We start from the raw sequence: 21,124 nt of genomic DNA on the forward strand, positions 1-21,124 counted from the left end.
TCCTTTATAAAAGTTCGATTTTCCCTATTGATAAAAAATGAGGGTCTCCATTATTGTCTTGAACATTCAACCTATATCTTTTATAACTACTTTTGTTTTCGAAAGTAAATACTTTTTTAATACCAGTTATATAATCATTAACATTTTTTTGTTTGTCTAATGTAATCCACCCATCCACTTCATCCAAAGCCTCAAATATCCATATACTTGGCATTCTTTTAGCGCTGTTAAAGTATGTAGAAAATCCCTGTGAGACTAAAGTATAAATATTAATATTTTCTTTTTTGGCAAACTCAAACTCAATCCAACCAACTGTTTTTCCTTTTTCTGTTGCCCATGCATTAAAATGATTATTGCTCACATTATTAAATGCCTTATACGCTGACCAAGTTAGCTGCTCATTCTTATAAGAAGAACTACATTTTGCTCTTCCTAACACTTCATCATCTGAATTCATATTTGGTACCTTATTCAGTTTAATATAATATTCAAGAGTATCTTTCTTGAACATTATATTATTTGCTCCAATATTATCGTTACAGATAAACTTTTCTTTATTATTATGATTGATATAAACTTTCGTTATGTAAAATTGTTTTAATTCATTTAAAGGGATAGACATGTCTTGTCCATCGGTAAAGAAAACCTCTAACTGATCTTCTTTTAGATCATCTTTTGTATAACATCGAATACATTTTCCGATAGTTAAATCTTCAAAATTAAATACTTCATTGATGTGAAAGATATTTTTTCCTCTGTCCAATTCTAAATTTTGAAAAATTACATGTGGACTACTTGAAATGATCTCAATTTTTATATCATGTATACAATCTTCTAACTTTTCAATTTCAAAGAGTTGTTGCCGCATAAATGATCCGTATTGTTTCTCAACGATTGATTCATTTACCTTAAAATAATAAACATTGTTATCAACGGTCACCTTTAACTCTAATAGTATTTCAGAATGATTCGTGCCATACAATCGAAGAGTTGTCCCTTGAAACCGGAAAGATAATTTTGCATGTTTATCACTTGTTTCTTGAGCACTAGAATATACAATACGTGGCGCATCTTCTATATCCTGAATAAAGTGCACTTTCTTTCTCCAATTACCTTCTAAATAAATTTTATTATTATCAACAATTTGTTCAGAATTATAATTTGTCAGTTTAGGAAAAATAACTGATTTTAAAACAGGTATAATCTCTCTATAGACCTCACGACAAGTATCAAAATAAGTAGAGAAAAGTTTTATAACATTCATATATTTTTCATTCGTAGAATCTTTTTTACGCAACAACTCTGCTTCGAATTGTAGCTTTTCGAAATGATTTCTAATTGTTGGTTGAATTATTACCTGATAAATCGGATTTTTTGTGATTTTTCTTACAAGCTTATCATTCTTCTCAAAAAGCCTTAGAAGATGTTTGTTACTTAATTGTTCACCCCTATTTTCATGCTCTCCAAAATGCTGAATTAAAGCTTTGTCGTCTTCGCGATAAGAATCTATGCTTTTCTCAAAGGTTCTTAAAGCATCTTTTGACTTCTTAGTAATGGATTGTTTTTCACCTTTTGTATACCATTCTTTTGATATAGTTTGGTCATTAAGATGTTTTTCTATTATTTGGATAAGGGGAATGTAAGGTGCTCCCTCTATATTCGCCCCATCTCGTGTTGTATTGAAAACGGGTATTCTTGTGTTTTGTAATATATATTCTTCCATTAGCTTGCGCATACTATCAAATTTCACATTAGTTAACACGTTTTGGCCATCAACATCTTTTACATAATAAGAGTTAATTAAGTCTTGTTGTTGAACGCTTGAGTCTGTTAATTTCAATTTCATATTATCGTATCTTTGGATTTCTTTTGAATAAAACAACTCATCTTTAAATGCAAAATTTTGGCCGACTAAAATGATTTTACTGACTTCTAAAAAATAGAGTATTTCCAATGTCACGATAGCAATAGAATATGCATCATTAATAACTGGCAATCGGCTACTGTGAAATTTTTGTGTTACTGTATCTTGTGATGTAACAAAATAAAATTTAGGCCCAGGATAACGATTAATTGTCTCATATCCTACGCTCGTACCATAGATCAATGGAATTGTTGTTATTCTTTGATCAATGATTGACTGAAATACTTTATGATTATGTGATTGCGGATCATAAGTCAAAATAGCATCAGGATAGATTCCTTGTGCAATAAGTGCTTTGTTTGCTGACCCTACAGCAAATATATACGCCAGTCCATAATTTTTAATATGACGCAAATTTTCAATTTCCTCGTCAAGCGAGGGTCCAGCTGCTACTAATAAAACAGTTTTGTCTTTAAAAGTATTTGCATGTTCTAATAGAAAATTCGAATTTTCAAACGTGGATGGTAGATTTTTTAATGTGTTTATCATCCATCTCTTAGAAAAAGCATCATATGCTATAACATTTTGATTCGTTTGCTTTGCAACTTGTTTAAACCTTTCTATAAATTGAAGTATTTCATCTTTTAAGAATCTTTCATAGCTGGGTAAAATAATAAGTAATACATTCTGTCTCGAATGATTTGATAATGTGTAAAGATGTTCCTCCACATCCATTGGTTCTTCTTGTATGAATATATGACGAATCTTACTTTGATCTAACATTGTTTGAGTAGTCGAGGTTGCACAAATTTTTGCAATTTCTTTAACAGGCTCGTATGTAGATAATAATTTCTCAGGATAATGTTCTATAAAAGCACGTATATGATACCCTAGTCCAACACCATAGAATAAGATATGCTGATGTCGTTCAATTTGCGGTTTGTGGCTTTCTAATACTTGTAAGGCTTCCTTTATAGGATCATATTTACTATGTATATAAGTCTTTTTTCCATCTCTTTCAATTTGAAGCGTAGGAAGTCCTATTTTAGTTTCAAGTTGTATCACTTCCATGGAGATTACATCCCACCTTTTAGTCGTTTTAAATACTATTCTAATTCATTTACCATCTGTTCCAATTCTTTTACCGATAGCCATTGCGTATTCGTTTCACTAGAGTATTCAAACGACTCACGTAATCTTGGTTCATCTTTTAACTTATCTCCCCACCATGCAAACTCTGGCGTAATAACATAATACTCATTGTACTCAATCGTATGGCGAGCATCATCTTGTGTAACCATTACTTCATGCAGTTTTTCACCAGGCCGAATCCCGACAATTTCAATTGCACAGTTAGGTCCAATTGCTTTTGCTAAGTCCATAATATTCATACTTGGAATTTTAGGTACGAATATTTCCCCACCATGCATACGTGTCAAACTATCTAAAACGAACTTAACACCTTGATCGAGAGTTAGCCAAAATCTAGTCATACGTTCATCTGTAACAGGTAGAATACCAGTTTCCTTCATTTTTTTGAAGAAAGGGATGACACTCCCCCGACTACCGACTACATTCCCATAGCGCACAACCGAAAACTGTGTAGGTTTGTCTCCCACATAAGAATTTGCTGCTACGAATAGCTTATCAGATGCTAATTTTGTAGCTCCATATAGATTGACAGGTGCAGCAGCTTTATCTGTACTAAGCGCGATTACTTGTTTTACATTGCGATCTATCGCTGCTTCAATAATATTTTGCGCACCATAAATATTTGTTTTCACAGCTTCAAACGGATTGTATTCGCATGCTTCAACATGTTTCATTGCTGCCGCATGGATCACGATATCCACTCCATAAAATGCGCGATGCAGACGCTCTTTGTCCCTTACATCCCCGATGAAGAAGCGAATGCGTGGATCTCTAAATTCTTGTTTCATTTCATATTGTTTTAGTTCATCGCGACTGAAAACAATCACTTTCTTTACATCTTCTTTTAATATACGACGGATGAACTTTTTTCCGAATGATCCCGTTCCACCTGTCACAAGTATTGTTTTATTTTTCAACATTCTTATTCCTCACAATCCACTAGTTCAAGTTCGGTCTAGTACCTTCTGTATCAATAGTTGTTTTACTTGCATCATGAAGGGCTTCGAAAATTGGAGAAATTTCATATTGGATGATGTCGCCAATTAATACGAAATCCTCGTTTTCCACAGCTTCTTCTAAATTTTCAAGCTCTTGTTGGATGTTGTCTACAATTTCTTCATATTGTGACCAATTGGCTACTTTTGCTTCTTGGTTACGAAGCAATTCAATGACTCCATTGATCCACTGAAGACTTTCCATTAATTGTGCAAACTGTTCCCATGTTTGACCACTCGGATTGTTATAGAACTCACTTGATAATGTTTCTAACAGTGGCGTTGCTTGTGCGGTATAGTTTTCTACTGAAAGTAAGATATCATTGGTAAATTCTTTCGCAGTTTTCGCAATGATTTCAAGTTGTTCGGTGTTTTCTTGGCGATTGTCTAAAAACTTCTCATGGTCTTCAAATACCTCGACACCATCTGCGATAAAATGACTAAAATAATAATCATCATCTACTAATTTATTGATATTCTCGACAATTTCTGCCGCTGTCGCTTGGTTGTCGATTTCCATTGTTTGTTGATGAAATATTAATTTCAAGGAGAACCCCTCCGGTTAGATTAATTATGTAAAGTGTATCATATTCATAGTTCTTATATCGGTTAAATATATAAAATCTAAAGTGTTAGTTACCTTGTTTAAAGTGTTTTAGACCATATAAAAACACGAACCGAATTATGTCGGATCGTGTTTTATCAACCAGATTAACGTAATAATTGAAGTACGCCCTGCGGCTGCTGGTTCGCTTGAGAAAGCATTGCTTGTGCTGCTTGAGTCAAAATATTATTCTTAGTAAAGTCCATCATTTCCTTGGCCATATCCACGTCTCTGATACGTGATTCAGCTGCAGTCAAGTTCTCGGAAGAAGTTCCCAAGTTGTTGATTGTATGCTCTAGACGGTTTTGGAATGATCCGAGGTCGGAACGTTGTGCAGAAACAGTTTCAATTGCGCGATCAATCGCTTCAATTGCTTTTGTTGCTAGGTCATGAGAAGAAACGTCTAATCCTGCTTCAGTAGGTGCATTTGTTGTACCATTTGTTACTCCATTAGCCCCAGCAAATTTAGCGCCTCCAACTGCTGCACCACTTGTTAACGCTGCTACTGATGTACCTGTAACAGCATGAGCATCACCAGTAGTACCAGCAATACCTAAAGCTTTTGCACTCATATCTTGAATTTCAATTGTCATTCCTTGACCATTATTTGCACCAATTTGTAAATTAGCTGAGAATTTTTCATCTCCAGAAACACCATTTTTGCCATCCATCAACTTCTGAGTATTAAACTCAGTTGTATTCGCAATACGGTTGATTTCAGAAGTTAATGAGTTAAGTTCTTTTTGAATCTCTCCACGGTCAGACTTAACGTTAGTATCATTCGCTGCCTGTGTAGCCAGCTCACGCATACGTTGTAGAATGTCATGTGTTTCATTCAGTGCTCCCTCTGCAGTTTGGATCATAGAGATTCCATCCTGTGAGTTCTTCTGTGCCATATCTAACCCGCGAATCTGTCCACGCATTTTCTCGGAGATTGCTAGCCCAGCTGCATCGTCTCCTGCTTTATTGATCTTTAGACCTGAAGATAGTTTCTCGATGTTGTTAGCTGCTGCTGCGTTATTTGAACCTAGTTGGCGGTGGGTGTTCATCGCTGCCATGTTGTGATTGATAATCATAATAATTTCCTCCTTGAGTGTTTGTTGGGTACACGTCCTTGTGTCCCTTATTTGTAGTACGGTTTTGAGTGCCGGCCGGACGCTCTCTGCCGCTTACACTACTAATATCGGATAGGGGACTAGAGTGTTTAGTAGTTTATTGAAATCTTTTTCTATTTCTTTAAAATATGGAGATCCAGTGACTTGAGATTCACTTTTTATTTTTTAAATTCGTGTACCAGTCCATATCCAGTGTCAATGACTCTGTATTGGTTTCTTTAATAGACTGAATCAATTCACCTCGTACAATATCCACTGATTTAGGCGCTTCAATCCCTACCCGTACTGTATCGCCTTTCACTTCCAAAATTTTCACTTCTATATTGTCTGCGATTTTAATCGTATCGCCCGCTTTGCGTGAGAGTACTAACATATCATTCACTCTTTCCGCTAGTTGTTTTTTCTTTCATTTCAGCCAATTTCTTTTCATCGATTGGATGTTTGATAAGATAGCGCTTATCATTCAATACCATTTGTTTGGCTTTTCTATTTTCAGTTTGGAATAGAAGTGGTGCTTGTAAGTTAATTGTGGAATCTTCAAATGGTTCTTTAATGAAGACGATACCGAGTACCATCAAATCTCCCGGACTTTTCACTTCCAGTAAATCAACTGTTGGATCATCTATTTTAAAGTCATACTCTTCTACAATTTTATATGGATTCGCTACGACAAATGCTACACCTGCTTCTTTCGTAGACTGTAATACTTGAAATTGTTCATTCTCTCCGATCGGCAATATGACGAATTCTACTTCCTCTTCAAATCCGGGAAGTCCTTTCGGGAAGTGCCATGCTTTAGCTAAATTGACTTCTATTTTACCGTGGAATTTTGTTGCGATTTCTTTTAGTTGTGGTGTCACTAGGTTTCTCTCCTTTTCAACATTTTGTTAGTTTACTACGCACCGTTCTTTTTATTAAACCTTCCAATCAATCTCTATCGATCCATACTGTTGCATCTCCACAGATACTTTCCCGGGTGTGTAATTGTGGATCGGTTTATTTATTTGCGCATCGATTTTCGGTTTCTGTGGAGTTACGTTGATATCCAATGACCCTTCAGAAAAACTCATCTTGATTTTGGTACGGTCCCCTACGAATTTCACTTGAAGTTCGGCCATTGGTTTCTCTGTGTTCTGTTTCACGATATCCGCTATCGTTGAACCGTTCTCAATTTTCATGAGTTGCTGGCCTTCTTGCGCGCGACGAGCTGCTCCTTCTTGTACTTTTTGCATTCCGTATTGTGCATTTTCTGCTGTTCGACGAAAAACACTTTTCAAGTCGAGATCTGCACGATTCTCTGTTGTGTCAAGTGATAGTTGCGGTCGGGTTGTCGACATTTCCAAAATGGCTGCTGGTTGTTCAATACTCAGCGTCGCTTTCGGTTGCTGAATTTCTTGAACAGGTTTCGTCACTTTCAGATCAATCTTTGCTGGTGTCGTTTGGATTTGAAGCTGTGGAATGTTCACTATTATCACTCCCATACTTTCTTATATAAAAATAGCGGACACTTGCTTAGTGTCCGCCACGTCTTTTAGCGTAGGAAATCCATTAAAGAAGGCTGCATAATTCTAGCGCCAACTGACAATGTCGCACGATGGATTGATTCTGATGTAATCAAATCCGTAATCGTTTTTTCATAATCCACATCTTCGTTTTGAGAACGCTGCTTTTTCGCAGCGCCTTCTTGCATTTCCAAGCGATTATGCATGAGTTCCGCACGATTGGAACGGGCACCGATGTCCGCACGTTTGGACAATACAACGTCAAGTTGACTGTCAATGTCGCCGATCATTTTGCTGAAGCTTCCTTTATCGGACGATCCGGTTGCAGTGAAATCTTTTACTTCTTCGAGCATCTTATCGATGTCCTGGAACATCTTGCTGACATCTGTACTGACTCGTAAGTTTATGCCATCGAATACTTCGATTTCTACATTATTCTTAAATGATTGTCCCTGTTCGTAACCGATAATTTTTCCGTCTTTATCCTTTTCTTTATTGTACAGAGGTTTATCCGTCATACTTCCGCTGAATATGTGTTTGTCTCCCACTTTAGTATTGGCAACATCTTGCAAGTGTTCACGGAGCTGGCCAATCTCTGTTTCAATCGCTTTCCGGTCTGTCTCTGTCATCGCACCGGTATTTGCAGCATTCGTAGCCAGTTCTTTCATCCGATGCAATACTTGTCCTACCCCATCCAGCGCATCATCCGAACTATCCAGCCAGTTATTCACTTCGCCCATATTTTTTTGGTATTGTTCCACTTTGTTCACTTGCATACCGTAGCCCATACCTTTCATGACGACGACGGGATTATCGGACGGACGATTGACTTTTTTGCCTGTATTCAATTGTTCTTGTAGTTTGCCCATATTATTATAGCTGCTAGATAAGTTGCGCAGCATATTTTGAGATAACATAGATTGTGTTACACGCATGAAGATTCCTCCTTAATTATCTGCCGACGGTACCCATTCCGTTGATGATTTTATCTAGTGCTTCATCCATCACCGTAATCATGCGGGCAGATGCGTTGTACGCTTGCTGGAAGCGGATCATGTCGGTCATTTCTTCATCGAGTGAGACCGAGCTGATGGAATCACGGCGGTTTGATACCGCTAATAGTAAAACACCTGAGCTTTCCGTCATTTTGATTGCTTGCTGGCCTTCGACTCCGAGTTGTCCAATCGTTTGAGCGTAGTAGCCCTGAACGCTTGAACCGTCTAGTCCGGGTAACTTCGCAAAGAATACATCACCCAGTTTTTTAGCGTTTTGGCCGTTACCGATTTCGGCGTTACCACTCGGGTTATCTGGATCTGTACTGATCGGGTCGGAAGTAGATGCCGCCAGCTGATTAGGATCCGTCCTAATGTCTTTATTTACTGCGATAGTGCTAGCAGAAAATTCTGCTGCGCCAGTCGTAGAAATAAAGAATGGTTTACCTTTTTCTCCTTTTAAGTTCGTACCGCCCTCATGTACAATATTAAACGCTTTCGCAAACTCATTCGCCATTCTATCCAGTTTCTCCATCATCTCTGGGTATAGACCTTTTTCTTTACCACCAGAATCTATATAACCATACGAATCCACAAGTGATTTCAATTCGCCACTTTTGACCATATCGTTAACAGACAGCTTACCGTCAGCAGGATTCTGAATCGGTCCCCCTGTAAACGTGAAGCCTGTCATTAAATTAGGAAACGGTTGATTTGGGTCATTGCCATCTACAGTGAGTTCTGCGACTTTGTCTTTTTGTACTACGGTGATCGTTTTTCCTGGAACATTCGTTTTAATTTTAATCGTCACAGTACCTTCCGCAATAGCAAGAGCACGTCCGCCCGATTTCTCATAACTCGTTTCAATCGGCAAGTAACTAGACAACTTGTCCAGTAAGCCGTCACGCGTATCATAGAGATCGTTTGGCAAGTAGCCATTTGGTTCCACATTGGCGATTTGTTTGTTTAATTCTCCAATTTGAGTTAGCAACGAGTTAATATCATTTGTACTAAAGTCAATTTGGTCGCCTAGATTCCCTTTAATTTCAGAAACAGATTTATAAATATAGTTAAACGAGTCAGCTACCGCCACCCCGCGCTCCACAACGACTGCACGCGCCCCGCCGTTTTCGGGACTCGTCGCAAGTGTCTGCAATGATTGCCAAAAGTCGCTCATCGATTGCTGTAAACCATACTCTGAAGGTTCGCCTATCGCGTCTTCCATTTGTGCAATGGCATTCGTACGCGATTCCCAGTACCCAAGTTTCGTCGATTCACTACGAAACTGATGATCGACAAATGAATCTCGAATTCGCTGAATGCTCCCTGCTTCTACACCTGTCCCAAGAAATCCGGGAACCGTGCCCGCGTTCAGTCCAACGCCTGGAAAACCAGACGTAGCCTGCATATTCACACGCTGGCGTGAGTAACCGGGTGTATTCGCGTTCCCAATATTATGCCCTGTCGTATAAAGAGCGGATTGCTGTGTGTACAATCCGCGTTTGCTAGTTTCTAGTCCCATGAATGTCGAGCGCATACTGTGTCCTCCTTAAGCTTGGGAGTCAAATGAGGAGAGCTTGGTTTTGGCTCCACTTTGTGACTGCCCTTGTACTTCGTTTTTCGAATAGTTGACGGTTTCCGGACGCGGACGGACCATGTCCAGCGATAGATTCACAAATTGAAGAGATTGATAGGTCAGTTGCTGATTGAGTTCATTCTGCTGTTTCAACTCATGAATCGCATGCAGGAGACGGTCCCTCGCCTCTGCTAACTGTTCTTTGTCCGGAATGTTTGCTAGTTCGATTAATTGCGTCATCGTCGGTTCAGCAGGTACTGCACGTCCTTGTGCGGCTATGTACTGCTTCACTTCCTGTAGACGCTTTTGGTCCATTTGCATAATAGCTGCTAAGTGAGCTTGCTCCTCCTTCAACAGCTGGTCAATCCCGTCGACGTCGCCGCTTTTTAGCAATGCGGTCTTATCGTTCGACAGACGGAGCAAGCTCGTATGCAGTTTTTCTAGGTGATTGAGCGTTGTCAAAATTGGTTCAATGGACATGTGGAACCCTACTTTCCTTATAGCTTATTGAAATACGACAGCATATTGGAAGCGAGTTTACCCGCATCTACTTGATATTCTCCAGATTGCACTTGCGCTTTCAATTCCTGTACACGTTGTTGTCTTACCGATTCAATCGGTGAAGTAGCGGATAACTTTTTCGCCTCTGATGAAATCTCGAGCTTATCCGTTTTCACTTGTGCTGCTTGCTTGGTTTGATCGACTTTCATTTGTTGATTGCGGTACGGGTTGACGGCTTGTGGTTTAAATCCTTCTATTTTCATACGTCTCGCTCCTTTCGATTCTTATGTTGGATTTGGGTCCTACTCTTTACTTCGGCAGATTTCATGAAGTTTTTAGAGGCTTTTGTACGAAAAAACGAGCAGTACGAACTGCTCGTTTCGTATTTCATCATCTACCGTCTTTTTGCGTGTAGTATGTGCCTCTATCTTGCGCTTTAATCGCTTCACGAAGCTCTTGCGCCGCGTCAAATGTTCGTAAATCGGATTGAATCTCATCCGTACATTTGGCACAGATCTTACCTGTCGATGTTAATGCGCCACATTTATCACACGGATAGCCGAGGTTCGGGAACAATGCGGGTTGCAGTCTTCCTTTACGCACCCAGCGATGCAGTAATTCCTGTGTCACGCCTGTTACTTCCACAATCCGCTCGATATTCGCTGCACGGTTCTCTCGTTTGCGTAAAAATCGATAGACTGTTTCATACATTTCTTCTTCCGCTTGCGCACACGTGCCACATACGTCCCGAAGTCCTGTGTAATTAAACATACTGCCACATGTCGGACAATTTCGTACTTCCGCCATCTCCATCACTTCTCTCTAATAGGTCTAAATAACGTCACTGCTTCCACTCGGTGTACACCGCTTTGTTTCAACGCTTCCGCGGCGTGACGCAATGTGGTGCCGGTCGTATAAATATCGTCAACGAGCACGTACACTGCTTCATTATAGAGTATATCGGCTGGTACGTGGAATAGTTCAGTCATTGCGAGCCGTTCGCTGCGAGATTTTTCACCCATGACGGATTCCGTTGTTTTTTCAAGTAGCGATTGATACGGGATCTTCGCTGCTTCTAGTAACGCATCCACTTGCGAAAACGTTCGTTTCTTTTTATTGATGGGATGCATCGGAATCGGTACGATGATTTTTTTAGAGTCGTTTAGTACGGTACGTAGTGTGGGCGCAAAAATTTGTGCGAGTGCGACGTCTTGCATGAACTTGAATTGATGCAAGTACTCTCTCGCTGCTTCATTATATGCATAGATGGAATGAACAGAATCGAGTACATCATCTTGTATGACACTGTCGATGCGTTCGAATTTATCCATACAGATTGGACAGGCAGAAGTGTCTTTTTGAATACCGAGGAAGTGTTGCCAAGTGGGCTGGTCGTGCAGTGGTTTATCGCATAGTAAGCACGTCATTGCGGCACCTCTGTATGGTTTAGCTTACGAATTTCTCGTTTCGCTTCGTCCATAGCATATGTGATGCCTTGATGGAACAGTACGAAGTCGCCCGATGTGTTCGGTACAGAGCGCCCCACTCGCCCACCGATTTGGATGAGTGCGCCTTTATTGAAAATCGTTTGCTCCGCTCCGACAACCGCCACTTGCACATTCGGAATAGTAATGCCCCGTTCAAGTATTGTAGTCGTCAGCAATCCAGGGACTGCTTTCTGTCTAAGTAACTGCACCCGTTCTTTGCGGTCTTCATGTTCCGCATGGACTGCGCAAATTCGCTCATCGAGTTTCTGGAATAACGGTTCTGCGATTTCCATCAGCTCAATCTGATGAAAGAAGATGAGAAACGGTTGCTTTTTAGCAAGACATTCGGTTGTCCAGCGCAGTAATTTTGCCGGAATTCGTTTCTTTTTCAGCTGTTTCTCGTAATTCCATAGCGCAACGCTTCGCGGTACGGGTAACGGCTGCCCATGATAGCGACGTGCGAGGACCGAAATGTGGCCTTGCTTTTTATTCATAGCAAGCAACTGTCTAGAAGGCGTTGCCGTCACGAAATGAATCGGTGCGTTCGGTTTTGCCGCTTTCCTGACGGCTCGCTGCAACGTTTCGTCCGCTGTGTAAGGAAACGCATCGGCTTCATCCACGAAGACCGCATCGAACGCCTCGTGAAAACGATAGAGCTGATGAGTCGTCGCAAGGATTAGCTGTGCGTCAAAGTGTTCTACTTCTGCCCCGCCATATAACGCTTCTACTTTCGTATTAGGAAAAGCAGTCGTTAACCGCGGCAATAGTTCTAAGATAACGTCCACACGAGGCGCCGCCAGACAAACTCGCTTGCCTTCTTGTAATACATAATGAATCGGTTGAAACAGCATTTCCGTCTTGCCCGATCCGCACACTGCGTAGAGTAAATGAGATATGCCTTGTTTCGTACTTTCCAACAATTCACTCGTCGCTTTCTGCTGAGAAGGCGTCAAATTCCCTTGCCAGTTCATACGGTGGCTCGTCGGGAAAGTCGGTGGTGTGCCTGTCCACGTGAGTAAATTTGAACAACACGACACCCGTCCCATGTTGAGACAATTTCTACAGTAGGCGCACGGTGCTTCGCATTGAGCGCACGTGAATACGGTGAAGCGCGCTTGATTTTCATTATGGCAACGCTGGCAAGCATAGTGTGTACCATGCCACGTCTTTTTTGTGGTAACACCTGGTGCTATATGAATATCGCCTTGACGAATCGCTTCGTCAACGACTTCTTCCGAGAATGGCAAAAGATGACGCAACCAAATGCGGCCCGCCAAAAATTGCTTAAGTTGGTCTCGTTCGGACATGCAGTTCCCCCTGTTCAGGTTCCGCGTCGTTTCACCCAACCGAGTCCCATGGCTCCTTCACCAAGATGCGTGCCGATCACCGGACCAAAGTGGCTGATCGTGAAATCGACGTTCGGATGTTTTTCTTCTAATTGTTTCTTCCATTCTACTGCGTCGTCATAGCGATTCGCATGGATCACTACTGCGTCGAGCAATTGATTTTTCGCATCTTCCGACAGCAAGTCCGAAATACGTTTCATCGCTTTTCTAGACGTCCGGATTTTTTCGAACGGCACGATGACTTTGTCTACGAAATGCAAAACCGGTTTCACTTGCAACAATCCGCCAACTAGCGCTTGTGCACCGGATAAACGACCGCCACGTTGCAGATGCGATAAATCGTCCACCATGAAATAGGCTTTGACGTCTTTCTGCATGTCTTTTAATTCTTCGATGATCGCACGCGGATGTACGCCTTCATTCGCAAGCTGTGCTGCACGGATCGCGTAAAAGCCTTGGGGATAGGCTGAAACTTCCGAATCAAACGCTAGCACTTCTAATTCCGGCACGAACTCGGCAGCCTGTAACGCGCCCATATAGGTTCCGCTAATGCCGCTCGACAAGTGGATCGTAATGACCGCATCGTAGTCTTTTGCCAGTTCGCTAAATAGCGCTTCGAAGTCTCCAATCGCGGGTTGTGAGGTCTTCGGTAGCGGGCCCTTGCCGCGTACCATTTCGTAAAATGCTTCGGTCGTAATGTCGACATCTTCTTTGAATTCTTTACCGTCGATAGTTACGAGTAACGGGATCGTGTGAATCCCGAGTTCTGCTTTTATGTCATCCGGCAAATACGCCGTCGTGTCTGTCACAATCGCTGTTTTCAATATGATCAACTCCTGTAACTTATTCTACCTGAAATTGGTGGAGTTGGCATCTGTGAAGAGGTGATTGGTGAGGATGAATTGTGGGATGTGGGGGATAGAGCGGATGAATGTCTTCATAGAGCGGTTAAGTGGTTGGATAGAGCGCTCACGGTAAAGTATGAGCGGGTTACACGCTACATAGAGCGGTAACCGAGCTGGATAGAGCGGATCTCGGCCAACTATGAGCGCGGCTCAGCCACCGTCCCTTTTTTTAGTGAAGCAAGTGTTTTCAGGGATCATGTGAGATAGTTCGGGCTTCACAGCGTGGTCGATAGAGCGGATAAACGTCTTCATTGAGCGGGTAAACGGTTGGATAGAGCGCCCACAGTAAAGTATGAGCAGGTAACACGCTATATAGAGCGGCAAACAAGCTGGATAGAGCGGATCTCGGCCAACTATGAGCGCGGCTCAGCCACCGCCCCTTTTTTTTAGTGAAGCAAGTGTTTTCAGGGATCATGTGAGATAGTTCGGGCTTCACAGCGTGGTCGATAGAGCGGGTAAATGATTGGATAGAGCGCCCACAGCATAGTATGAGCGGGTAACATACTTCATAGAGCGGTAACCGAGCTGGATAGAGCGGATCTCGGCCATCTATGAGCGCGGCGCGGCCCGACCCAGCCACCGTCACCCCCATAAACAACAAATCCGTCCAACAGCATGAGTATTTCAATAAAAAAACCCTTCCGAATCACTCGGAAGGGTTTTTCATATTGTCGCATCGCGGGTTTCGCCCAACGATTCCCGCAGCCCACGCGACTTTTGTCAAGATGGCAGTGGCCCCTTGACGATCCGCTTCATGGACAGCGCGGATATACGCACTGTTTGCTTCATCAACGACATATTGAGGTTTTACATTATTCAACGTCATCGCGAGTACGTCGTTCAAGCAATGCTCGCAAGTACACGGCAAATTCAACTCGTCTTTATATTTGGATATCACGTCGCGTACTACGACTTCCATAATATTATGCACTTTCATAGTCGAATACTCCTTATTACTTAGAAAGAATAATTTTCTTCTTCAACAACTCTTTACCCGAAATACCAGGCTTTGTCATCTCGAATGGATGTAGAATCGTATCCAACTCTTCTGTCGACAAGATATTTCTCTCGATACAAATTTCACGGATCGACTTGTTCGTTAGCAACGCTTCTTTCGCGATCTCTGATGCCACTTCATAGCCGACGTGCGGATTGATCGCCGTGATGATCCCGATACTCTTCTCCACATACTCCGACAAGTGCTCGACGTTCGCCGTGATTCCATCTAAACAATAATCGCGGAATGCACCGAATACGTTGGTCATGATTTTTAGTGACTGTAGCAAGTTGAACACCAGCACTGGCTCCATGACGTTCAATTCGAACTGCCCCGCTTCCGATGCCAACGCAATCGTCATATCGTTACCCACTACTTGGAACGACACTTGATTCATGACTTCTGCCATAACCGGGTTCACTTTTCCTGGCATGATAGACGATCCTGGCTGTCTTGCAGGTAATGCAATTTCAGAGAGACCTGTGCGTGGGCCAGATGCCATCAAACGCAAGTCATTACAAATTTTAGACTGGTTCAGCATCGTGCCGCGTAGTGCTGCGGATACTTGCACGTACGAATCCGTATTTTGTGTGGCGTCCACTAAGTGTGTAGAAGACTTTAATTCGAAACCACTGTTTTCTGACAGGTAGCTTGCTACTTTTTTGATATAGAGTGGATCAGCGTTCAAGCCTGTTCCGACAGCTGTTGCGCCCATATTGATTTCGTACAAGTAGACGCGTGATACACGAACGCGTTCAATGTCGCGACGTAACACCATTGCGTATGCTTCAAATTCTTGTCCAAGACGAATTGGAACAGCGTCTTGTAAGTGTGTACGGCCCATTTTCAAGACTGATTGGAATTCAATGGATTTTTTCAAGTATGTTTTATGAAGGGATTCCATCACGCCAAGTAGCTTATCTACTTTCATTAGTGTGGCGATATGGATCGCAGTCGGGAATGCATCATTTGTCGACTGTGCCATGTTGACATGCGTATTCGGGCTAATGATGTCGTATTCACCTTTTTTGTGGCCGAGAATTTCGAGTGCACGGTTGGCGATGACTTCGTTTGCGTTCATATTCACTGACGTTCCTGCTCCACCTTGGATTGGATCCACGAGGAACTGATCGCGCAATGCGCCATTGATCACTTCTTCAGACGCCTGGATGATTGCTTCTGCAATGTTCGCGTCCAATTGACCGATGTCACGGTTAGCTTGTGCTGCAGATTTTTTGACGATTGCAATCGCACGGATCAAGTCGCTATTGACGCGGTAGCCTGTGATAGGAAAGTTTTCCGCTGCGCGTAGTGTTTGTATACCGTAATACGCGTCTTGTGGCACCTTCTTCTCTCCGATAAAATCCGACTCTATTCTGTACAGTAATTGTTCTTCCATCATGCAGAACCTCTTCTCAAGTAGTTTTTATAAGTTTAATTCGTCTATCATTATACACACAATATTTCTCATGTATAGCCGTTTAGGCATACCTTCTCATCTTACCTTATAGATACCGTTTAAACCACCCGGTAATCTCTTCTAATCTCGCAATTCGCAAATTCGGTTTCCCTGTTCTCGACATATTATGATCGGATTCGGGGAAGCGAACAAATTCGGTTTCTTTGCCCAAATCTTTTAGTGTAATAAATAATTGTTCAGCTTGCTCGATTGGACAGACGAAATCACGTTCGGCATGAAGGATTAATAGAGGTGTTTCGATGTTCTCTGCATACTTTAACGGGGACTGATTCCACAGCGTATCGACATCTGTCATTCCAGCCTTCAGGTGCCAGTCAGTGAAGTAGTAGCCTATATTGGAGACACCGAAGAAACTAATCCAGTTGCTGATCGAGCGTTGTGTGACGGCTGCTTTGAAACGGTTCGTATGCCCGACAATCCAGTTCGTCATGAAGCCACCGTAGCTACCACCTGTCACGCCAAGGCGCGTTTCATCAATCCAGTTTTCGGTTTTCAGTACTTCGTCCAGTCCTGCCATGATATCTTCGTACCCACCGCCACCATAATCGCCACGCACTGCGTCAACAAACGCCTGACTGTAGCCGTGACTGCCACGTGGATTGACATAGAGAACGCCATAACCTTGCGCCGCTAACACTTGCATTTCATGGAAATACGTATAGCCGTACATCGCATGCGGTCCACCATGAATTTCCACAATGAGCGGATACGTTTTACCTTCTGTAAAGTTCGCAGGCTTCATTAGCCACCCTTGGATATTTACATGATCATTCGTATAATGAATCGTTTCCGGTTCAACTAACTCGACTCTCTTCAACCAGTCTTCATTAAATGAAGTGAGTTTTGTCCGTTCACCAGTCGCTATCGTTTGGCGATACAGTTCTCCGGGATTCGTCATCGTGCTAACCGCGAGCAACGCAAATTCCGCGTCTCCGGCTACATCATACCCGTAGACATGCTCCTCTTCACCCGTCGCAGGATAAATCGCGCCGTCAAGTGTAGCCGCATACAAACGCACTTCCCCCATACTCGATAATTGGAAATACAATTGCTCGTCATCCGTCCACACTACGCCTGGCGCAATCACTTGTTGCAAGTGATCGGAAATACTTTCGTCTCCAATCGGCGCGTCAATTCCCGCTGTCAAATTCATCGTCTGATCGTTCGCCCGGTCATAGACGAAAACATCTGCCTGCGTAACGTTTTGGAACGTCATGTCATACCCTGTATACGCAATATAGCGGTCGTCTTTAGAGAAAGCTACATCGCCGAAAAAGCCTTGTTCATTGAGAATGACTGTCTCTTTTTTAGTCTCTACATCCAACAGCACGAATGAAGTACAGAAATCATAATCGAGCTGCTCGTTGCGATTGACCCCGACGACCAATTGCTTGCCGTCATGTGAAACCGCCTCTAGCGAATGATCAAATGGTTCCATTGTGAAATTGCAAATAGTGCACGTGGCCAGTTCAACATAACCGATTTGTGTATATTCGTCTTGCGATATTACGCCAATGAAATCTGCTTTGTATTTCATTTTCGTCACACGGATCGGTTGCGGAAATCCTTTTTCCTTCTGTACTGTAGTAGAAAATGTTTCGCCTGTTTTCAGCGTGCCTGTAAACCAAATTTTCTTGCCGCACGGCGACCATTCGAATGAATCAATTCCTTTTTTACAGTCCGTTAGCGCATAGGCTTCTCCGCCCGCTTTTTGCATAATGTATAGTTGATTCGTTTCGCTGCGATTTGATAAAAACGCTAATTTCTTGCCGTCAGGAGACCATTTCGGCGCACTAACTTGATGCTTACCATATGTCCACCGCGTAACATCACCCGTTTGCAAATCGATATGATGGATAGCTGAGTGATACGCATTGTCTTTTTTATTTAATTCCGTCACCGTAAACACCGCTTCTTGATCGTTAGGTGCCAATACGGGATTCGTTACAGACTTCGTTTCAAATAAATCTTCAATCGTTACAACTCGTTTATTCATCTCATACCTCCTGTTTTCCTACTATTCTCTCTAAACCATAACAAGTCAGTACTTGCTTTGGCAATACATGCGTAAAAAAAGAGTGACGGGTTATAATTCCCATCACTCCTTTCCACTATCAATAACTCTTAATTTGATCTTTCAATGAACGTCTTAAAATCTTACCTGTCGTATTTTTCGGTAATTCATCCAAGAACTCAATATACTTTGGTACTTTATACTTCACGAGACGCTTCCCACAATAATTAAGCAGTGAATGTTCCGTAGCATCCGAACCTTCCTTCAACACAACGTAGGCTTGTACTTCTTCACCGAAGTTCGCGTCTGGCACGCCAACGACTGCTGCTTCTACAATATCACGGTGACTAAACAGCACTTCCTCTACTTCCCGAGGATACACGTTGAATCCGCCGACGATGATCATATCTTTCTTGCGATCTACAATATAAAAGTAACCGTTTTCATCTCTTCGCGCTAAGTCGCCTGTATAGAGCCAACCGTCACGTAGAACAGCCGCAGTTTCTTCTGGCATTTTATAATACCCTTTCATGACGTTGGGGCCGCGTACAATTAATTCACCGACTTCATTGACAGGAACTTCTTCACCATTTTCATCGACGACTTTATTCTCGACATTCATAATATTTGTTCCGATGGATCCAGGCACACGTTCACGATCTAACGGGTTGAAACACGTCACTGGTGATGCTTCTGACAAGCCATACCCTTCCGAAACACGCACATCGAATTTCTCTTCAAAGTCATGAAGCAAGGATACAGGCAATGAAGATCCACCTGAAACTGCCAATCTGATGGATTCAAAGTCTTCTGTTTTACCTTCCGGATATTGATAAAGGAAGTTATACATAGTAGGAACTCCGGCAAATATCGTGGCCTTTTGTTCACGAATGATGTGGAATATTTCACCCGGACTAAAGCGTGGCTCAAGTAATATAGTAGCGCCTTTAACGAGTGGTGCGTTCGCTACAACCGTTAAGGCAAATACGTGGAATAAAGGCAATGTCGCCACCACTTTATCATTTTCTGAGAAGCTTAAATAGTCTCCTACGTCACGTGCATTGGAGTAGATATTCTTATGTGTTAACATCGCACCTTTTGGGTGTCCCGTTGTTCCTGATGTATAAAGTATGACAGCGCTTTCATTTTCGTCAACTGCTACCGCTTCCATCATCGGTTTCGATTGCTTGATGAGCAAGCTAAATGGATGCACCTTCGCCTTCACTGTGTCATTCAGCGCAGCTAATTTCTCTCCTGCATCCGGACTCATTTCACAGACGACATAGTTCTCAATCGTCGGGAAAGACTGGCTGGCTACTTCTACAAGTGGTAATAATTGATCGATCGCAATAACGGCTTTGGCTTCACTGTTTTCTAAAATATAGGAAATCTCGTCAGGTGTATAGAGTGGATTGATCGGCACAGCTGTGGCTCCGATGCGCATAGTCGCATAGAGTGAGATCAGGTAATGTGGCGTATTACCAAGTAAAAATGCCACTTTGTCCCCTTTGTTAACCCCTAGGTTTTGTAGCGCGTTGGCGAACATGGATACGGACATGTCGAACTCTGCGTACGTCGTGTCTTTTCCCATAAAACGATAGGCGATTTTACTTGGCTTGCTCTGTGCTGTCTGTTGAACACTAGAAACTAAATTCATGCTTTCATCTCCCTAACAAGTGAATGAATAACCATTCAGTATTTCGTTCATTATACTGACAAAATAATTAATTGGCAAGAGTTTACTGGGAATTTTGTTTATTTACTTTATTGGGATAGGCTGGCAGGGTGTGGGGTTGGGGATTTGCGCTCTAGGCGGACGCTTTCCCATGGGCCCGCGGTGAGCCAACTAGGTCGCAAGCTCCCTTTAGTTGTCTCACCTGTCGAGCTGATCCATCGGGAGTCGCCGCCTGCCGCTCCAATCCCTTGCAATGTTAGTGGGTGATACTTATTGTTGTGCATTGAAGTTTGGCTAGTAATCAGTGAATCACTAAAACTTGAATTAGATTTGAACTTGAACTACATAACGTGTAAAGACAATACAATTCACACACTAGCTGCAGTGATTGACCTACGTACCTCCCCTATCAATGTAGGATTGAGGCGGAGGCTGGGGCGACTCCGGAAGGATAAGCGTGCGCCTTGAGACCCCGCAGGGAGCGAAGCGGACGAGGAGGCTCAAGCCACGCCCTCCGGAAAGCGTCCCCAGCTGGAGCTTCAATCCCCTTATGCTAACTACGCTCACTCCCACTAGAACTAGAACTTCAACAAGTTCTAAGACAACAACAATTCACACACTATCTACAATGATTGACCTACGTACCTCCACTATCAACGTAGGATTGAAGCGGAAGCTGACGGGGAGTGCAAAGATGTGCTCCTAACGCTGCGCTTTTACTCGCAAAAGCCGTTCTTCGTTACGGCTCTTCCCGCAGGATCAGCGAGAGCTTGAGACCCTGGACTGAACGTAGTGAGGGAAGCGGCTCAAGCCGAGCCCATGGGAAAGCGTCCGGCAGCTGGAGCTTCAATCCCCACCCACTCACTCCTTCCACTAATACTTGAACTTGAACTTGTACTTGAACTTGAAATTAAATAAG

19 protein-coding genes are annotated in these 21,124 nt (G+C 42.5%); all 19 read right to left on the reverse strand.

The window, feature by feature from the left end; genetic code table 11:
• Window positions 1-4 precede the first annotated feature (4 nt).
• Window positions 5-2,935 carry a motility associated factor glycosyltransferase family protein gene (locus CSV67_RS08200; protein ID WP_099631112.1) on the reverse strand — a complete coding sequence of 977 codons (2,931 nt, stop codon included), beginning with the start codon at window positions 2,933-2,935 and terminating at the stop codon, window positions 5-7.
• Between the two features lie 35 nt (window positions 2,936-2,970).
• On the reverse strand, window positions 2,971-3,936 hold the full coding sequence (gene pseB / locus CSV67_RS08205) for a UDP-N-acetylglucosamine 4,6-dehydratase (inverting) (protein WP_099631113.1): 966 nt from the start codon (window positions 3,934-3,936) through the stop codon (window positions 2,971-2,973).
• 19 nt (window positions 3,937-3,955) lie between these two features.
• Complete coding sequence (locus tag CSV67_RS08210; protein WP_099631114.1) at window positions 3,956-4,558, reverse strand: DUF8042 domain-containing protein; 603 nt, start codon at window positions 4,556-4,558, stop codon at window positions 3,956-3,958.
• 164 nt (window positions 4,559-4,722) lie between these two features.
• A complete protein-coding gene (gene hag / locus CSV67_RS08215; protein ID WP_099631115.1) occupies window positions 4,723-5,691 on the reverse strand; it encodes a flagellin Hag in 969 nt (322 codons plus the stop codon).
• Window positions 5,692-5,881: 190 nt separating this feature from the next.
• Window positions 5,882-6,103 carry a carbon storage regulator CsrA gene (gene csrA, locus CSV67_RS08220; protein WP_099631116.1) on the reverse strand — a complete coding sequence of 74 codons (222 nt, stop codon included), beginning with the start codon at window positions 6,101-6,103 and terminating at the stop codon, window positions 5,882-5,884.
• A 1-nt stretch (window position 6,104) separates the two neighbouring features.
• Window positions 6,105-6,590: a flagellar assembly protein FliW gene (gene fliW, locus CSV67_RS08225; protein WP_099631117.1), complete on the reverse strand. Its 486-nt coding sequence runs from the start codon at window positions 6,588-6,590 to the stop codon at window positions 6,105-6,107.
• Between the two features lie 54 nt (window positions 6,591-6,644).
• Window positions 6,645-7,196, reverse strand: coding sequence for a DUF6470 family protein (locus CSV67_RS08230; RefSeq protein ID WP_099631118.1), 552 nt, complete (start codon window positions 7,194-7,196; stop codon window positions 6,645-6,647).
• A 65-nt stretch (window positions 7,197-7,261) separates the two neighbouring features.
• The gene (flgL, locus tag CSV67_RS08235; protein WP_099631119.1) at window positions 7,262-8,167 is read right to left on the reverse strand and encodes a flagellar hook-associated protein FlgL; all 906 of its coding nucleotides are present in this window, start codon (window positions 8,165-8,167) and stop codon (window positions 7,262-7,264) included.
• Window positions 8,168-8,183: 16 nt separating this feature from the next.
• Window positions 8,184-9,761, reverse strand: coding sequence for a flagellar hook-associated protein FlgK (flgK, locus tag CSV67_RS08240; protein ID WP_099631120.1), 1,578 nt, complete (start codon window positions 9,759-9,761; stop codon window positions 8,184-8,186).
• A 12-nt stretch (window positions 9,762-9,773) separates the two neighbouring features.
• Window positions 9,774-10,280, reverse strand: coding sequence for a flagellar protein FlgN (locus tag CSV67_RS08245; protein ID WP_099631121.1), 507 nt, complete (start codon window positions 10,278-10,280; stop codon window positions 9,774-9,776).
• Window positions 10,281-10,297: 17 nt separating this feature from the next.
• Window positions 10,298-10,564 (reverse strand): flagellar biosynthesis anti-sigma factor FlgM, encoded by a 267-nt coding sequence (gene flgM, locus CSV67_RS08250; protein WP_099631122.1) that lies wholly within the window; start codon window positions 10,562-10,564, stop codon window positions 10,298-10,300.
• 127 nt (window positions 10,565-10,691) lie between these two features.
• Window positions 10,692-11,108, reverse strand: a complete 417-nt coding sequence (locus CSV67_RS08255) for a TIGR03826 family flagellar region protein (protein WP_099631187.1) — start codon at window positions 11,106-11,108, stop codon at window positions 10,692-10,694.
• A 5-nt stretch (window positions 11,109-11,113) separates the two neighbouring features.
• On the reverse strand, window positions 11,114-11,728 hold the full coding sequence (locus tag CSV67_RS08260) for a ComF family protein (RefSeq protein ID WP_099631123.1): 615 nt from the start codon (window positions 11,726-11,728) through the stop codon (window positions 11,114-11,116).
• Entirely contained in the window at window positions 11,725-13,095 is a 1,371-nt protein-coding gene (locus CSV67_RS08265; protein WP_199173157.1) for an ATP-dependent helicase ComFA, read from the reverse strand. Before CSV67_RS08265 ends, CSV67_RS08260 begins: the two co-directional genes overlap by 4 nt.
• A 14-nt stretch (window positions 13,096-13,109) precedes the next feature.
• Window positions 13,110-13,958, reverse strand: coding sequence for a DegV family protein (locus tag CSV67_RS08270; RefSeq protein WP_099631124.1), 849 nt, complete (start codon window positions 13,956-13,958; stop codon window positions 13,110-13,112).
• 727 nt (window positions 13,959-14,685) lie between these two features.
• Window positions 14,686-14,976, reverse strand: coding sequence for a late competence development ComFB family protein (locus CSV67_RS08275; protein WP_099631125.1), 291 nt, complete (start codon window positions 14,974-14,976; stop codon window positions 14,686-14,688).
• A 16-nt stretch (window positions 14,977-14,992) separates the two neighbouring features.
• Complete coding sequence (gene aspA, locus CSV67_RS08280; protein WP_099631126.1) at window positions 14,993-16,438, reverse strand: aspartate ammonia-lyase; 1,446 nt, start codon at window positions 16,436-16,438, stop codon at window positions 14,993-14,995.
• Between the two features lie 103 nt (window positions 16,439-16,541).
• Window positions 16,542-18,512 (reverse strand): S9 family peptidase, encoded by a 1,971-nt coding sequence (locus CSV67_RS08285; RefSeq protein ID WP_099631127.1) that lies wholly within the window; start codon window positions 18,510-18,512, stop codon window positions 16,542-16,544.
• Between the two features lie 118 nt (window positions 18,513-18,630).
• Window positions 18,631-20,187 carry a fatty acid--CoA ligase family protein gene (locus CSV67_RS08290; RefSeq protein ID WP_099631128.1) on the reverse strand — a complete coding sequence of 519 codons (1,557 nt, stop codon included), beginning with the start codon at window positions 20,185-20,187 and terminating at the stop codon, window positions 18,631-18,633.
• Window positions 20,188-21,124 lie beyond the last annotated feature (937 nt).

The organism is Sporosarcina sp. P2, assembly GCF_002743255.1.
In the GTDB taxonomy this organism is placed as follows: Bacteria; Bacillota; Bacilli; order Bacillales_A; family Planococcaceae; genus Sporosarcina.

Excerpts from the sequence above, each read along its gene's own strand:
- CSV67_RS08200 (WP_099631112.1), bottom strand. The coding sequence starts at position 2,935 with ATGGAAGTGATACAACTTGAAACTAAAATAGGACTTCCTACGCTTCAA.
- pseB (WP_099631113.1), bottom strand. The coding sequence starts at position 3,936 with ATGTTGAAAAATAAAACAATACTTGTGACAGGTGGAACGGGATCATTC.
- hag (WP_099631115.1), bottom strand. The coding sequence starts at position 5,691 with ATGATTATCAATCACAACATGGCAGCGATGAACACCCACCGCCAACTA.
- csrA (WP_099631116.1), bottom strand. The coding sequence starts at position 6,103 with ATGTTAGTACTCTCACGCAAAGCGGGCGATACGATTAAAATCGCAGAC.
- flgL (WP_099631119.1), bottom strand. The coding sequence starts at position 8,167 with ATGCGTGTAACACAATCTATGTTATCTCAAAATATGCTGCGCAACTTA.
- flgK (WP_099631120.1), bottom strand. The coding sequence starts at position 9,761 with ATGCGCTCGACATTCATGGGACTAGAAACTAGCAAACGCGGATTGTAC.
- CSV67_RS08245 (WP_099631121.1), bottom strand. The coding sequence starts at position 10,280 with ATGTCCATTGAACCAATTTTGACAACGCTCAATCACCTAGAAAAACTG.
- flgM (WP_099631122.1), bottom strand. The coding sequence starts at position 10,564 with ATGAAAATAGAAGGATTTAAACCACAAGCCGTCAACCCGTACCGCAAT.
- CSV67_RS08255 (WP_099631187.1), bottom strand. The coding sequence starts at position 11,108 with ATGGCGGAAGTACGAAATTGTCCGACATGTGGCAGTATGTTTAATTAC.
- CSV67_RS08260 (WP_099631123.1), bottom strand. The coding sequence starts at position 11,728 with ATGACGTGCTTACTATGCGATAAACCACTGCACGACCAGCCCACTTGG.
- CSV67_RS08265 (WP_199173157.1), bottom strand. The coding sequence starts at position 13,095 with ATGTCCGAACGAGACCAACTTAAGCAATTTTTGGCGGGCCGCATTTGG.
- CSV67_RS08275 (WP_099631125.1), bottom strand. The coding sequence starts at position 14,976 with ATGAAAGTGCATAATATTATGGAAGTCGTAGTACGCGACGTGATATCC.
- aspA (WP_099631126.1), bottom strand. The coding sequence starts at position 16,438 with ATGATGGAAGAACAATTACTGTACAGAATAGAGTCGGATTTTATCGGA.
- CSV67_RS08285 (WP_099631127.1), bottom strand. The coding sequence starts at position 18,512 with ATGAATAAACGAGTTGTAACGATTGAAGATTTATTTGAAACGAAGTCT.
- CSV67_RS08290 (WP_099631128.1), bottom strand. The coding sequence starts at position 20,187 with ATGAATTTAGTTTCTAGTGTTCAACAGACAGCACAGAGCAAGCCAAGT.